The 16464-nt window shown below is 32.6% G+C and carries 11 protein-coding genes; 9 read left to right on the top strand and 2 right to left on the bottom strand.

Going from position 1 to position 16464, the window contains the following annotated elements:
• Positions 1-67: 67 nt before the first annotated feature.
• The 9 genes from QZU75_RS10315 to QZU75_RS10275 all read left to right on the top strand — a co-directional run bounded on the left by QZU75_RS10315 (position 68) and on the right by QZU75_RS10275 (position 14269).
• Positions 68-3634, top strand: a complete 3567-nt coding sequence (locus tag QZU75_RS10315; protein ID WP_296883549.1) for a C1 family peptidase — start codon at positions 68-70, stop codon at positions 3632-3634.
• A 146-nt stretch (positions 3635-3780) separates the two neighbouring features.
• Positions 3781-7080: a C1 family peptidase gene (locus QZU75_RS10310; protein WP_296883548.1), complete on the top strand. Its 3300-nt coding sequence runs from the start codon at positions 3781-3783 to the stop codon at positions 7078-7080.
• Between the two features lie 194 nt (positions 7081-7274).
• Entirely contained in the window at positions 7275-10703 is a 3429-nt protein-coding gene (locus QZU75_RS10305; protein WP_296883547.1) for a C1 family peptidase, read from the top strand.
• A gap of 497 nt (positions 10704-11200) precedes the next feature.
• Positions 11201-11491, top strand: coding sequence for a 50S ribosomal protein L21e (locus QZU75_RS10300; RefSeq protein WP_296883546.1), 291 nt, complete (start codon positions 11201-11203; stop codon positions 11489-11491).
• Between the two features lie 5 nt (positions 11492-11496).
• A complete protein-coding gene (locus tag QZU75_RS10295; protein WP_296883545.1) occupies positions 11497-11841 on the top strand; it encodes an RNA polymerase Rpb4 family protein in 345 nt (114 codons plus the stop codon).
• A gap of 151 nt (positions 11842-11992) precedes the next feature.
• Positions 11993-12619: a DUF655 domain-containing protein gene (locus QZU75_RS10290; protein WP_296883544.1), complete on the top strand. Its 627-nt coding sequence runs from the start codon at positions 11993-11995 to the stop codon at positions 12617-12619.
• A 9-nt stretch (positions 12620-12628) separates the two neighbouring features.
• Positions 12629-13501: a 16S rRNA (adenine(1518)-N(6)/adenine(1519)-N(6))-dimethyltransferase RsmA gene (gene rsmA / locus QZU75_RS10285; protein ID WP_296883543.1), complete on the top strand. Its 873-nt coding sequence runs from the start codon at positions 12629-12631 to the stop codon at positions 13499-13501.
• 5 nt (positions 13502-13506) lie between these two features.
• Complete coding sequence (locus QZU75_RS10280) at positions 13507-14091, top strand: HemK2/MTQ2 family protein methyltransferase (RefSeq protein WP_296883542.1); 585 nt, start codon at positions 13507-13509, stop codon at positions 14089-14091.
• 13 nt (positions 14092-14104) lie between these two features.
• Entirely contained in the window at positions 14105-14269 is a 165-nt protein-coding gene (locus QZU75_RS10275) for a hypothetical protein (RefSeq protein WP_296883541.1), read from the top strand.
• Between the two features lie 5 nt (positions 14270-14274).
• On the opposite strand, the gene dapF is transcribed toward QZU75_RS10275, so the two are convergent.
• Positions 14275-15135 (bottom strand): diaminopimelate epimerase, encoded by an 861-nt coding sequence (dapF, locus tag QZU75_RS10270; protein WP_296883540.1) that lies wholly within the window; start codon positions 15133-15135, stop codon positions 14275-14277.
• A 9-nt stretch (positions 15136-15144) separates the two neighbouring features.
• Complete coding sequence (gene lysA / locus QZU75_RS10265; RefSeq protein WP_296883538.1) at positions 15145-16428, bottom strand: diaminopimelate decarboxylase; 1284 nt, start codon at positions 16426-16428, stop codon at positions 15145-15147.
• Positions 16429-16464 lie beyond the last annotated feature (36 nt).

The following is a 16464-nucleotide window of genomic DNA, read 5'->3' as shown; positions in this document are numbered from 1 at the left end:
TACTATAATTTAAAGGAGAAAAATAAATATGAAATTGTTTAAGATAAGTACAATATTTCTATTATTAATGATTTTCTCTGTTGGATTTGTTTGTGCCGAAGATATAAATCAGACCGGCGATAATTTAGAAATAAATGATGGAGACATCATTTCAGCCGGTGAAGTTAAAACTTATGATGATTTATTTAAAAGTATCGGTGATGAAAAAGCAGATTTAACAGCAGATTATACATATAACAAAGAAAGCGATACGTTAAAGAGAATTAACATTACAGGAGAACCTAATTATAAATATATCATTAGCGGTAATAACCATACTATTGATGCAAGCAACATTGCAGGGGTTTTCAAATTTACCAAAGGTGATTTTGTAATTAATGATTTGACTATTAAAAACTGTGCAGAAAGTGCTATAATAGCACAATCTTCTACAATAACATTAAACAACGTGAATTTTATAAACAATAAAGATCCTACAACTGGTGCGGCCGTTTATTCATATAACAGTATAGTGAATACATATAACTGTCTGTTTGAAAACAATGACGCTCCGAATGGTGGAGCTATTTTTGCTGATGAAAGTAACTTGTACATTAAAATGACTACATTAACAAATAAAAATCCTGTAAAGTGGTCATTAATTTACGCTACACAATCAATTATTGATATTCAAAATACTCTTATTGAAAATGCGACATCCACATATGCAACAGCACTTTATGCAACAGGATCCAAAATAAATATTAAAGACAGTGTATTCTCAAATTTATATGCCAGTGCAAGTGCAGGTGCAATAGGTATCAAAAACTTATATAAAGGAGACGACCCATTTTCATTCAATATACAAAAGTGTAAATTTGTAAATGTCAGCTCTGCAAAAAACGGTGGAGCAATTTATGCGGATGTTAACGGTGCTATTAGCAATTCTTCTTATGCTACTGAATGGGTTATAATCAATAATACCCTATTTGACAAATGTTCCTCCGGATTCGGCGGAGCCGTTCTGCAGCTTGGAGGAAAATTGAATATTATTTACAGTACATTGTCAAACAATAAGGCAACTTACTGCGGAGGAGCTGTTTATACCTCCAACTGTACATTTTATGCTGGAGGAGACGTTTTTGAAAACAATACTCTTTTATATAAAGACCAGTACTTCGCCAAAGGTGGAGCAATGTATCTAGATTACGGCATCCAAGAGATTGAATTTTCAGATTTCTTAAATAATTTAGCTTATGAAGGCGGAGGAATCTATTCATTTGGCAGTTATATTGCAGTCAAAAATTCCACATTTGAAAATAACAAAGAAGCACTTCATGGCGCATTCCTTAAAAAAGGCTCATATTACAATGGAATTAGTACAAAAAGCCAAGATAAATTCGACTTAAACGATGAAGAATTTGCAACTTTTGTAGATTTTACAGGTAAAAAAATAGTTTTAAACCCAATTGAAGTAACCGGAAGTGTTGATGACACTTCATTTGACTTGCGTAAATTTGGAGTTGTAACTCCTGTTGAAAATCAGGGAGATAACGGAGCATGTTGGGCATTTGGTACTACAGGTGCTTTTGAATCCGCATTCTTAAAAGCAACAGGAATTACATTAGATATTTCCAACAATAACATCCAAAACTCCGGTATCAGATATTCAATTTATGGAATACCTACCGTAACTGAAGGAGGTTACATTTTCAGCGGTTTAAGCTACATTTTAAGTTGGTTAGGTGTTGTAAATACTGAAAACGACCAATACGATGAACTTGGAAAAATATCTCCAGTAATATTTACAGAAGACAACTACCATATTACAGATGCAGTCATCCTTGAACCTAAAAACATCACTTCAATGAAAGATGCATTAATAAAGTATGGAGCATTGACCGTTTTTGTTAATGGAGCAAATCCAAAAAATGAATATTTCAACAATGAAACAAATGCTTCCTACTGTAACAATGAAAGTTTAGGAAATCATTTCGTTACCGTAGTCGGTTGGGATGACAACTATTCCAGAACAAACTTTAAATTAGATCCAGGTCATGACGGTGCATGGATTGTTAAAAATAGCTGGGGAACAGACTGGGGAAATAAGGGATACTTCTATCTTTCATATTATGATGCACCACTTACAAGCGACTATGCAGTGGGTTATGTAATCAACAATACTGAAGTCTATGACAGGCTTTACCAGTATGATGTTGCCGCTTTCCAAGACAGCTACTTTGGCAGTACAAAAGGCAATGACATACTTTACAGAAATTATTATACCAGTGCAGAAGGGGATTTGATTGCTGCTGTTGGAACCTATTTCCAAAACCCTAATCAAAATTATAAAATAACAGTTTTTGTTAACGGCAAACAGGTATACACCCAAAGTGGAAAATCTAAATTCAAAGGATTTGAAACAGTGAAATTAAACAAATATGTTGCTGTCGGCAAAAATAGTAATTTTACAATCCAAATTCAAACAAAAACTGCCCCATACCTTGAAAATTCAAGACAATACTTTGAAAAAGGCACTTCAATATATCAAAACGGCGATAACATTATAGATTTCAGTGCTGAAGGTAAAGCATTTTGTATTAAAGCATATACCTTCAAAAATAATAATACTGATTCAAATCCAACTCAATATTACAGTCCAGGCAATACTGTAATTAAAGGATTTGTTGAAGGTGCTAAAGTAACTATTTCCCAGGACGGTAAAAGCATAGCTTCAACTACTGTTAAAAACGGTAAAGCAGAATTTGACAAAAATTTAACCCCTGGAAATTATAGTCTTACTGTAGAGTATGATGACATCGAAATTGAAGATATCTTCGAAATATATTCCACTATTGATGCAGATGATGAATATAAAAAAGCATACGGTGCCGAATTAAAAATTGAAGCTAAATTCTATGATGAATTAGGTAACACTTTAAATAACACCAGCATTACAGGATCAGTTGATAATAAAAACTTCACATTAACTACTGATGTCAATGGTAGTGTGACTGTAGACCCCAACAAATTAGCTATAGGCACACATGAATTGATATTACTCAATCCTAAAACTGGAGAAATATCTTTTACTACAATCAATATCGTATCAAGATTCTCCAATGTCAACAATATTGTAATGGATTACTATGATGGAACTGCATTTAAAGTAAGAATATTTGATGATAACGGAAACCCTGCTGGAAAAGGCAAAAAAGTAACATTTAAAATTAAAAATAAGAATTATTCAAGAACTACTGATGCAAATGGTTACGTTTCATTTAAAATACCTAATACCATTACACCAGGAACCTCTAAATTAAAAGTTACATATGCCGGTTCAAGTATTGTAAAAACAGTTAAAGTAAAACAGGTATTGAAAGCAGCTAAGAAAACTGTAACTGTCAAAAAATCCGCTAAAAAATTAGTTTTAAAAGCAACCCTCAAAACCAGTAAAAACAAAGCTATAAAATATAAAAAAGTTTCATTTAAAGTAAATGGAAAAACATACTCTTCTAACACTAATAAAAAAGGAATTGTTCAAGTTACAATTAAAAAAGCAGCTATCAATAAACTTAAGGCAGGTAAAAAATACACCGTTAAAATTACCTATCTTAAAGATACCATCAAAACAACCTTAAAAGTTAAACGTTAGAGATTCAAATTCTCTAACTTTCTTTCTATTTTTTTTGAATAACCTTAAATATTTTATCAGATAAAGTAGGATTTGTATAAAATATTTTGAGGCTAAAAATGAAATATAAGAAACTTATTTTACAGTCATTTATATTGCTCGTATTAATGTTTTCAATTACGGCAATATCTGCAGCCGATTTAAATGATACTGATAATTTCGGAGACATATCAAATAACCCTAAAACATATGATAATTTTTATGAAACAATAAAGAGCAACACGACAAAAATTGACCTTGATAGTGATTATAAATTTAACATTGACGAAGATATAAACTATATTTCAGGAATTCCAATAGAAAAAGACCTTGTAATTAATGGAAATAATCATATAATTGACTGCAACAATATGACACGGGCATTTGAGCATTCAAACGGCAGCTTAGAAATAAATAATTTAATTATTAAAAATGGATATATAGCTCTGGGTTCTGCAATTACCTCAAACAATAATCTAACCCTAAACAATGTAACTTTTATAAATTGTAATGGTCTAAATAGGACAACTAACAATAATTTCGGAGCAGTATTTTCTACATTTAACAACTTAAATATCAACAATTGTAAGTTTATAGACAATTCAGGAGAGAATTCCGCTTCAATATATGCTTCAAACAGCACAGTCACCATATACAATTCAATTTTTACAAGCAGTTCCACCCGTATTCTCAAAGGACACATACGAGTGGAAAATTCAAATCTTACAGTTACAAACTGCAGCTTTTCAAATACAACATCAAAGTATGCAACAGCAATATTCGCTTTGAAGGGCAATGTAGCAATCTACAACACCAAATTTAAAAACCTTATGGCCAATAAAACTGCCGGTGCAATTTTTTTAAAATTATCTGATAGCTTGAAAATAATCAATTGTCAATTTGACAATATCCTCAGTGAAAAGAATGCTGGAGCGGTCTTTGCAGACATAGATGGAGGTGAACGAGATCATGAAGGCACAGTTAAAATTGAAAATACCACCTTCAACAATTGTTATTCTGAATTTGGCGGTGCCTTTCTTCAGTTAGGTGGAGAGTTAAATATTGAAAATTCAAATTTCACTTCAAATCAGGCAAAATATGAAGGGGGAGCTATCTACACCAGTTTTGCCAATGTGAACATTTCCAAATCAAATTTTAAATTCAACAGTTTAATCGACGAAATGTCCTACGGTGGAGCCGCATACTTTGATATGGGAACTGCTATTCTCAAAGAAAACATTTTTGAAAACAATTTGGGCTTTGAAGTTTCCACCATCTATGCACATGATATCAATCTAACTTTGAGCAGTAACTACTTCAACAATCCTTCAGAAGTTACAAGCATATACACAGAATTTGGAAGTGCAACACTGCAAGACGAGAACAAATTCAACAACGACACCCTATCATTTAACAATACAGATTACGTTTTCAATATAGAACTTTCAAATAAACCATTCATATTGCTTAACAATACCATAGCATATACCACATTGCCTTCCGCATTTGATTTGAGAAATCTAAGTTGGGTTTCTCCGGTTAAAAATCAAGGATTCATGGGTTCATGTTGGGCATTCGGAAATGTCGCTGCAATGGAATCAGCATTACTAAGATATGCAAACAGCACTTATCTACTCTCAGAAAACAATCTTCAAAATACAATGCTCCAATATTCAAAATATGGTGAACTGGAATCAACAGAAGGTGCAAGCCCATATGCAGCAGCAGCTTATGTAATTGACGGACTTGGAATTTTCCCCAGTGTCTATGACAGTTATGATGAGCTGGGAAAAATTTCTTCATTAGTTACAACAGCCAATGATTTCCATATTCAAAATGTGATAATTATCCCTCCAAGAAAAAACAGCACAGACAATGACCTAATAAAAAGTGTTTTAATCAGATATGGTGCTTTAGCGGTTACTCATAAAGCAAACTTCAATAATAGTTACTTTGAATCGCTACTCGGCACACAATATTATTATGGGAATGAAAAAGCAGACCATACAGTTTGTATAGTTGGATGGAACGATACCTATCCAAAAGAGAATTTCGCTAAAACCCCTCCCGGAAACGGTGCATGGATTGTCAAAAACAGCTGGGGAACCGATTGGGGTGATGAGGGATATTTCTATGTTTCATATTATGACACCTCCATTGCACGCCACGGACATCCTACAGGATACATTATCACCAATGACACCTACAACATGATTTATCAAAATGGTATTGGAGGGACATTAACTTCCCTTGATATGGATTGCTATGCGAATGTCTTTACCGCAGTAAAGGACGAATTGATTGGTGCAGTTGGAACTTATTTCAACGAAACCGGCACAAATTATGAAATAACAATAGAAGTAAATGATATCGAAGTTTACAAACAAAATGGAATAAGTGAATTTAGCGGATATGCAACAATAAAACTAGATAAATATGTCCAAATAAAAAAAGGAGATAACTTTACAGTATTCATAGACAATAATAAATTGTTTGTTACCTATGACTATCGAGTTCATGCACAGACAGACAAATCATTTGGAAGTGCCGATAAAGGTAAAACATGGACAGATTTGGTAAAACAGGGAAACGTTGCTATTTTAAAAGCATATACAGTTACTGACATTAATATTACAAGTAATCTGGTGAAATATTATGGTAATGACACTCCATTTGTTGCAAAAGTTGGTGCAGGCGAAACCGTCATTTTTGAATTTGAAGGTAAAAACTACACTGTAATTGCAGATGAAAACGGATTAGCCAAACTTTCAATAGACAAAAATACCGGAAATTATAACATTACAACAACATACAACAACATTTCAATTGTCAATTATATTATAATAAAGAGCGCAATTCTTTCAAGCAATGTTACAAAAGGATATAACAGCAACTACAATTATAAAATGCAAATATTGACTTCTGCCGGGACCCCCTTAAACAACACTAAAGTTGCAATTTCCATCAATGGCAACTCAAGAAACTATACAACTGACAATTCAGGTTACATTACCATCCCATTTACAAAATTAACCAAACAGCAAACAATTCTAGTTAGAAATCCTTCTAATGGAGAAAATAAAATATCTAAAATTATAGTTAAATCAAGGTTCAGCGGCGCTAAAAACGTTGCAATGTATTACTTTGACGGATCCAAGTTTAAAGCAAGGATTGTTGGTGATGATGGTAAATTTGTAGGTAAAAATCAGGCAGTAAGCATCAAACTCAACAAAAAAACCTACAAAGTTAAAACCGATAAAAATGGCTACATTACCTTAAAAATACCAAATACAGTAAAACCTGGAAAATATACCTTAAAAGCAACTTACAAAGGTCAAACAATTTCAAAAACTGTTAATGTAAAACAAAACCTTAAAACAAGTAAATACACCGTTAAAAAAACTGCTAAAAAACTCAAAGTTAAATAAAAATGTTATCAAAAAACTCAAAGCAGGAAAAACATACACCATGAAGGTTACATACCTCAAAAACACCATCAAAACAACATTAAAAGTTAAACGTTAGAGGTTCAAAGTCTCTAACATTTTCTTTCTATTTTTTGAATAACTTTAAATATTTTATCTTATAAATTATAATTTGTATAAAATATTTGAGGCTAAATATGAAATACAGAAAGTTTATTTTACACACATTAATATTGTTTGTATTATTGTGTTCAATTACGGCAATATCTGCAGCCGATTTGAATGATACAGACAATTTTGATGTTTTAAAAGATGATAATCAAGACGGATCCTTTATGAATCTCGAAGGAGACATGTCACTTCAGGGTTCAACATTTAACCTTGAACAGAACTATAAATTCGATAATACAAGCGATTTGCTGTATGTAGACGGAATAAATATAACCAAGAACAATTATGTGATTAATGGAAACAATCACGTAATTGACTGTAACAATCAAGCAAGAGCATTTACTATCACTGGAAGCAATGTGATGGTAAATAATCTAATTATTAAGAATGGATTTCATGATTTGGGTTCAGCAATCAAATCCACATCAAGTTTAACATTAAAAAATGTGACTTTTATAAATTGTTCAGGTAACGGAACTGAGAATGTAGGTGCGGTTTTTTCAAGTGAAGCCCTATTAACTGTTATGAATTCTAATTTTATTGATAATGCTGGAGAAGAAGGAGCTTCAATATCAGGTTATGGCTCTATAGTAATAGTCGGTAATTCTACATTTATCAGCAGTTCAGATAAAATCATCAAAGGTCAGATTTATCTTTACCAATCAGATGCAACAATTGACAAATGTAATTTTTTAAATACTACCTCTAGGTACGCAGCGGCAATATTTGCCGAAAAAGAACTGGAGTTAAAAATTACCAATTCAAGATTTAAAAACCTGCACGCAAATAAAACCGCAGGAGCAATTGCAATTAAACTAATTAAATCATTAAATGTTGAAAATTGTGAATTTGACAACGCTACCAGCGCCAATAATGGTGGTGCAATCTTCGCAGATGCAAATGGAAATATTGTTAAAAATAATCCTATGACCGTTTGGATAGATGAAAGCAGATTCACTGACTGTTATTCCGGATTTGGTGGAGCCATTCTCCAATTAGGTGGAGGGTTAACTGTTTTAAATTCAAATTTCACATCAAATGTAGCAGAATATGAAGGTGGTGCACTCTATACCAGTTATGCTATTGTGCAAATTACTAATTCAAAATTCGATTCAAACACCCTTTTAGACAATATATCCTATGGTGGAGCGGCTTATTTCGATATGGGAAGAATACGCATTGTTGAAAGCGATTTTACAAATAACTTAGGTCATGATGTTTCAACCCTCTTTTCATATGACAGCAATGTAACTTTGATAGATAACTATTTCAATAACCCTTCCAATGTTACAAGCATATATGCAGTATATGGAAAAGTACTTTCAAGTGGAAACAACTTTACTAATGATAAACATTCAACTAACAACACAAACTATAACTATAATTTTGAAAATGTAGCAAACCCATTTATAATATTGAACAATTCTCTTTCATTTGATGAATTACCAGATAAATTCGATTTAAGAACTTACGGTTGGGTTTCCCCTGTAAAAGACCAGGGATTCATGGGTGCATGTTGGGCATTCGGTAATATGGCTGCATTAGAATCAGCACTTATGAGATATGCAAACGTGACATATTCCTTATCCGTAAATAATGTTCAAAATACAATGCTAAAATATTCAAAATATGGAACTAAAAGTTTTGTTGAGGGAGCAAATAATTTCCACGGTTTAGAATACATGATTGATTGGTTGGGAATTTACCCGGAGGAATATGACGGTTATGATGAACTTGGTAAAATATCCTCATTGTTTATCACTCCTGAAGATATTCACATTCAAAATGTGATTGTTATTCCTGCAATAGAAAAAATGGAGGATAATGATTTACTCAAAGAAGCCTTAATCAAATACGGAGTATTATCAGTTAGTCACAGAGCAGATTTCAATGAAAGTAAATATTATAACCCAGTATATAGTGCACAATTTTACAACGGCAAGGAAGCTTCAAGTCACATGGTCGCCCTTGTAGGATGGGACGACAATTTTTCTGCAGGTAATTTCAATCCATTAAACAGACCTCCTGGTGACGGTGCATGGATTGTTAAAAACAGCTGGGGAACCGATTGGGGTGACAATGGATATTTCTATGTATCATATTATGACAAATCATTTGCTGATGATGTAAGTATAGCATACCTGATTAATAATGATTCATACAACAGGGTTTATCAGCTGGATGTAGGTGGAGACAAAGGATATTATAAAGACAGTAAATATTATTTGAATGAATTTACTGCTGAAAAAGACGAATTAATTGCGGCAGTTGGAACATACTTTGATAACCCTGGTCAAAGTTATGAACTTGCAATAGGCGTAAATGGTATTGCAGTTTATACTAAAACTGGTGTAAGTTCATTTGGAGGATATGAAACCATTAAACTTGACAAATATGTTCAAATCAAAAAAGGCGATGTTTTTAGAGTAGTATTCCAAAATAAAGCACCACTTATCCTGAATTCTAGAATTCATCTCCTACCCGACAAGTCATTAGTAAGTACAGATGTTAATGGTGATACATGGATAGATTTGGCAGGTGTAAATGCTGTTGCTATCGCAAAAGCTTATACCATTACTGACATTAACATTACTAATCCTTTAGTAAAATATTATGGTAATGACACTCCATTTATTGCAAAAGTGGGTCCGGGCGAAACAGTCATTTTTGAATTCGATGATGAAAACTATACTGTAATTGCAGATGAAAATGGAATAGCCAAACTTCCAATAGACAAGGATACTGGAAATTATAACATTACAACAACTTACAACAACATTTCAATTGTCAATTATATTAAAATAAACAGTACAATTATCTCTTCAGATGTTACAAGAGGTTATAACAGCAACTACAATTATAAAATACAAATAGTGACTTCTGCTGGAAAACCTTTAAGCAACACCAAGGTTCCAATTTCCATCAATGGTAAGATGAAGAATTATACAACTGACGGTTCAGGATATGTAACCCTTAAATTTACCAAACTGACCAAACAGCAAACAATTATTGCTGTAAACCCTTCAAATGCGGACAATAAAAAGACTAAAATTACAGTAAAATCAAGGTTCAGCGGCGCTAAAAACGTTGCAATGTATTACTTTGACGGAACCAAATTCAAAGCAAGGATTGTTGGTGATGATGGTAAATTTGTAGGTAAAAATCAGGCAGTAACCATCAAACTCAACAAAAAAACCTACAAAGTTAAAACCGATAAAAATGGCTACATTACCTTAAAAATACCAAATACAGTAAAACCAGGTAAATATACCTTAAAAGCAACCTACAAAGGTCAAACAATCTCAAAAACTGTTAAAGTAAAACAAAACCTTAAAACAAGCAAATACACCGTTAAAAAAACTGCTAAAAAACTCAAAGTTAAAGCAACCCTTAAAAACGGCAAAACTGCTGTAAAAGGTAAAAAAATAACATTAAAAGTCAATGGTAAAACATAAAAATGTTATCAAAAAACTCAAAGCAGGAAAAACATACACCATGAAGGTTACATACCTCAAAAACACCATCAAAACAACATTAAAAGTTAAACGTTAAGAGGAAATTACTTTCCTCCCTTTTTTTATTTTTTTGATAAAGACTAATATTCATCATAAAGCCCGTTCAAATGAAAGCATAACTGGTTTTTTAAAAGGAGACAATGGAGTTTTGAAATTAATCAGAACTGGCTAAAAATGAAAAATAACGCCTATTTTGCTACAAAAATAAGGAAAATAAGAATGATCTTAAACCCTTAAAAATTAAAATTTCCACCTGCATTAACTAAAAAACTAAAAGTATATTAATGACATTAAACTAAAAATATAATATTATCATATCACTGGTGATAATTTATTATTTTAACATTCTATGTTACTAGTATTTATGGGCTTTTTTAATACTAGGTCGCTGATAACATAGATTTATACCCAGACTAGAACTGATTAGAGGTTATATAATGCAAAGATCAAGAGGATTAAAAAGTAGATCAAGGAAAAAAATGACTAAAGTACAAAGACCAGGAAGAACCAACCCAATTACTAACAGACTCCAAAAATTCGAAGAAGGAGATTTGGTTCACATTACCATTAACCCAAGTATTCAAAAAGGTCAACCTGCACCTAGATTCCACGGTAAAACAGGTAAAATTGTTGGTCAAAAAGGAAAAGCATACCTTGTATCTTTAAAAGATGGAAACAAAGCAAAAGAATTAATTGTTAGACCAGACCACCTAAAATTACAAAACTGAGTTTTATGATTGGAAAAGAGATTATTGAAAGTGAACCTATTCCAGGTGTTAAGGTTAAAGAAGTTCTTGATGAATTTTCCGAAACAAATGAATTAAACTATGAACAGAACGTAACTTTAGGACATCTCGAAAGATTCAAAAGATATTCACTTGAAGATGCCGAAGAGATTATGGAAAAGCTTCAAACAGACTTTAATTTAAGGACTAGAGTTGCAGTTCATATTGTAGATTTGGTGCCGCAGGATTTAGCTGATTTAAGATTAATATTTGCTAAAGAACCGGGCCAGCATGACAAAGAAGAAATGGAAAAAATTCTTGAACTTTTAGAACAATACGACATTATTGAATAGTTGCAAAACTATTCCTTTTTTTACTTATTTTATATCCAAATAAATTAGCTTTTTTTAGATATGTTTATTACACTTAAAAATAATAACTATATATAATATTTATTCTATGTCATATTTTTTGACAAATGAAAAACAATAGTGGAGTGATACTATGGATAATAGGAACAAAAAAAAAGAGAAAACACCAACAGTGAAAAAAGAAGAATATGCTGTTATACTTGATTATTTAAGTAGAGGATATGTTAAATCTGATATGTCCAAATTTGGTGGAAAAGCTATTGCTCAAGCTATTGGTACTGAACAATTCACTTTACTAGAATTAGCTCCAAAAACTGGTGTAGATTTGGAAATTCAAGATACCGTTTATATTGGAAAAGGTAAGAGAGATAAAATATACAGAGTTTTAGGGAAATTAGATTTCGAAAATTTAACTGCAACAAGCAGAATCGAATTGGAATATGCAATTCGTGACATTGTTGAAGCAAACGAAGAAAAATATGTCAATTTCTTCAATACTACTGATTCATTAAGTACAAGGCTTCACAGTTTAGAGTTAATTCCTGGAATTGGTAAAAAATATATGTGGGACATAATCAAAGCAAGAGAAGAAAAGCCTTTCGAAAGTTTTGAAGACATTACCAAAAGGCTTCCAACATTAACTGATCCTGCAGGAATGATTGTTAACAGAGTTAAACAAGAATTAGATACCTCAACTGTAAGAAGAGGTAAAAATAAATATTATATCTTTACCCAGCCTCCAAGAAAACCTAGAAGATAAAGTGATAATTTGAATAGTGAGTCCAGCCAGTCTTTATCTAAAACAACAAAAGGCATCTTAAATAAGTATGGGATAAAATTAAATAAAAATCTTGGTCAGAATTATCTGATTGATAAAAACAAAAGAGACCAAATAATTAATTTCGGAAATCTCACAAAAGATGATGTTGTGCTGGAAATCGGAACTGGAATCGGAACACTAACAATTGAACTTGCCAAAAAAGCCGGAAAAGTAATAGCTATTGAACAGGACACCAAAATAGCGAATATCTTAAGTGAAAGACTTGAAGAAGAAAAAATAGATAATGTAGAATTAATTAATGATGATGCACTAAACATTGATTTTCCGAAATTCAATAAAATCATCTCCAATCTACCTTATCAAATTTCATCACCAATCACCTTTAAATTTTTAAATTATGATTTTGATTTAGCCGTCTTGATGTATCAAAAGGAGTTTGCAAGGCGAATGAACGGTCAGGTAAACACAAAAGACTATTCCAGACTGTCTGCAATGCTTTATTTTAAATGTGATGTTGAAAAATTAACTGACGTAAGTTCTGAAAGCTTTATTCCAAAGCCGCAAATTGATTCAACTGTTGTAAAACTCACACCAAAAGAAAATAAAATCAGCAAAGATGATTTTAAAGTTTATTCAAATTATACAAAGGCTCTGTTCCAGCACAGAAATAAAAAAATCAGAAATGCCCTTATCGATTCCAGGCACGTGGTCTGCGACCTTGATAAAAAAGAGATGAAAAACAAAATCAACTCAATTGAAAACGATGAAATAAATGAGTACCTTAAAAAAAGAGTAACAGCTATCAGCCCTGAAGAGATACTATTTTTATCAAAAGAATTGAATTTAATTTTAAATGGGTAGATAATATGTCCGAATTTATAATAAATACAGATGACAACGTTTATATTCCTGCTGAAGACAGTTATCTTCTTGCTGAAAATTTAATCATAAAAGAAGGTCAAAGTGTTCTTGAGATTGGAACCGGATCAGGAATTGTTGCAATGTATGCTTCAAAATTAACTGATAAGATTACCGTAACAGACATCAACTTCGATGCCTGCGAACTTGCAAGGAAAAATTTCGAGCAAAACCACATTGAAAATATTGAAATCTTATTTGGAAATCTCTTCGAACCTGTAAAAAATAGAAAGTTTGATGTAATTTTATTTAATACTCCATATCTACCTACTGAAGAAGACGAAGTTATTGACAGCAATTTAAATTATGCATTTGACGGTGGATTAAATGGTAGAAAAGTTATAGATTTATTTTTAAATGAAGTGGGAAATCATTTAAATGATCGAGGAATTGTTCAGCTAATTCAGTCTTCATTTTCAGACAACAATATGACCCTGCAGATGCTGGACGAATTAGGATTTATAGCTGAAATTGCCGCAAAAGAACACTTCTTTTTTGAAGATATTACTTTAATTAATGCTTACAAAATTTAGGAATGGTGATATAATGGAACAATGGAAAATGTCAATTTTAACAGGAGCTGCCCTTTTAATTCTTGCAATAATATTTGCAATTCTTAGAGGCGGACCAAGCATCTGGACTGCGTTAATAGTTATACTCGCAGTAATTGATATAGCACTTGGAGTATACAGAAAAAAAGTAAATAAATAGGAGAATTAGAATTCTCCATCGAAAACAAGCTCTGCAGGACCTTCCATGAAGGCTCCAAGAGCATCTTCTTTTTCATAAATTGTAAAGTTCAGGTCTCCACCAGGCAAGTGGAGCAATACATTTTCATCGAATAAACCTAGTTTATAGCCTGAAATAGCTGTGGAAGTTGCACCTGTTCCGCATGCAAGTGTTACACCTGCACCCCTTTCCCAGGTAATCATTTTACCTTCATTTTTTGAAATAACTTCAACGAAGTGCACATTGATTTTTTCAGGGAAAACTTCATGAGCTTCAATAGCCGGACCGTACTTGTTAATGTCAATCTCATCCACATTATCAACAAAGATTATAGCATGAGGATTTCCGACACTGATTGCTGTTAAGTTGAATTTTGTATCTAAAACATCAAGTTCGCCATCCAAAAATTCATCTTCATCACTGGTCATTGGAATTTCAGTGGTTTTAAATGTTGAAAGACCCATATCAACTTTAAATAATACCGGTTCATCATCTTCCAGTGTTATTTCAATGGTTTTTATTCCTGCTCTGGTTTCAACAGTCATTTTTTCCTGTTTTAAAATGCCTTTTCTGTAAACAAAGTCACCAAAGCATCTTATACCATTTCCACACATTTCGGCTTCACTTCCATCCGGATTGAACATCCTATATCCAATGTCAGCAACTTCAGATGGAACAACAAACAATACGCCGTCTCCACCTACACCGAAGTTTCTGTGGCATAATATTCTGCAGGCTTCCGGTTTATCGGCTTCTGGAATAACTTCCCCTTTACTTTCATCGATTATTGGAAAGTCATTGCCTATGCCATGCATTTTTGAAAATTTTAATCCTTTTAAGTCTAACATAGTATCAACTTATTCTAAATGTGGCGGAATGATTTGTTGTGCGTATAAATCTTCAAAGGTTTGTCTTTCACGTACTACATTGCATTTTCCGTCAGTTACTAACACTTCAGCTGCAAGAGGTCTTGAGTTGTAATTTGAAGACATTGTAAATCCATATGCTCCTGCATTAAGAATACCCAATACATCGCCTTCTTCGACATCAGGCATTGGTCTGTCACGTGCAAATAAATCTCCGGATTCACATACGTTACCTGCAATATCCACTTCCTGAGTAATTGGAGCATCCATTTTGCTTGCATCAACAATATGATGGTATGAATCATACATTGCAGGTCTTAAGAGGGTGTGGAAACCAGCGTCTACCCCAATGAATTTTCTGTAACTTTGTTTTACACTGTTAACAGTTACTAAAAGTACGCTTGCATCAGCAACAATGTATCTTCCAGGCTCTAAAAACATTGTAGGATTGCCCATGTCAAATTCTTCTAATTTTTCTTTAAATAAGCCTACATTGACTTCTGCAAATTTGTCTAAATCCACTATGTTTTCTTCAGGAGTGTAAGGAACACCAACACCTCCTCCGAAATCAACAAATTCGAAATCAATTCCAGCTTCCTGATGAACTTTTCCTGCAATATCCATTGTAGATTCGATAGCTAATTTGAAAGGTTCCGGATCTAAAATACCTGAACCGATATGAGAATGCATACCAATAGGATTAAAGCCCAATTCTTTAGCTAACTGATAAACTTCAACAGCTTCATTGTCCATAATACCAAATTTACTCATTACCCCACCAGTGATACAGTGGTCGTGGTGACCTGCACCAACCATTGGGTTTACCCTAAATGAAATTTTCAATCCTTCAGGATCAACCATTTTGGCCAGTCTTTTAAGTGCAGATACAGAATCTATATTTAAGACCACTCCTTCATCATGCACAAATTTTAATTCTTCATTAGTGATGTTGTTACCTGTGAATAATATTCTGTCACCTGAAAATCCGATTTTTTTAGAAGTGTAAACTTCTCCAGGTGAAACTGCATCAATACAGCAGCCTTCACTTTCCAATATTTTTAATACTGCAAGGTTGGTATTGGCCTTACATGCATAAAATACTTTAAAATCAGGGTAATATTTTGAAAAAGTACTATAAAATCTGTTATAGTTATCTCTTATCCTATTCTCATCAATTACATAGGTTGGAGTTCCAAATTCTTCTGCGATGTCAATAGCATCGGCACCACCAATATCTAAATGGTTTTTATCATTTACTTTAATATTTAAATCCATAATAAAACTCCTAAAAAGTTACATTATGTAAATAGA

Origin of the sequence: uncultured Methanobrevibacter sp. (genome assembly GCF_902764455.1) — an archaeon.
GTDB lineage: Archaea > Methanobacteriota > Methanobacteria > Methanobacteriales > Methanobacteriaceae > Methanocatella.
Note: the sequence above shows the minus strand (reverse complement) of the source record. Positions and strands in the feature narration are given on the sequence as shown.

What these genes read in the sequence shown, in the direction of transcription:
- QZU75_RS10315 (WP_296883549.1), top strand. Translation starts at nt 68, where the DNA reads ATGATTTTCTCTGTTGGATTTGTTTGTGCCGAAGATATAAATCAGACC.
- QZU75_RS10310 (WP_296883548.1), top strand. Translation starts at nt 3,781, where the DNA reads ATGTTTTCAATTACGGCAATATCTGCAGCCGATTTAAATGATACTGAT.
- QZU75_RS10305 (WP_296883547.1), top strand. Translation starts at nt 7,275, where the DNA reads ATGAAATACAGAAAGTTTATTTTACACACATTAATATTGTTTGTATTA.
- QZU75_RS10300 (WP_296883546.1), top strand. Translation starts at nt 11,201, where the DNA reads ATGCAAAGATCAAGAGGATTAAAAAGTAGATCAAGGAAAAAAATGACT.
- QZU75_RS10295 (WP_296883545.1), top strand. Translation starts at nt 11,497, where the DNA reads ATGATTGGAAAAGAGATTATTGAAAGTGAACCTATTCCAGGTGTTAAG.
- QZU75_RS10290 (WP_296883544.1), top strand. Translation starts at nt 11,993, where the DNA reads ATGGATAATAGGAACAAAAAAAAAGAGAAAACACCAACAGTGAAAAAA.
- QZU75_RS10280 (WP_296883542.1), top strand. Translation starts at nt 13,507, where the DNA reads ATGTCCGAATTTATAATAAATACAGATGACAACGTTTATATTCCTGCT.
- QZU75_RS10275 (WP_296883541.1), top strand. Translation starts at nt 14,105, where the DNA reads ATGGAACAATGGAAAATGTCAATTTTAACAGGAGCTGCCCTTTTAATT.
- dapF (WP_296883540.1), bottom strand. Translation starts at nt 15,135, where the DNA reads ATGTTAGACTTAAAAGGATTAAAATTTTCAAAAATGCATGGCATAGGC.
- lysA (WP_296883538.1), bottom strand. Translation starts at nt 16,428, where the DNA reads ATGGATTTAAATATTAAAGTAAATGATAAAAACCATTTAGATATTGGT.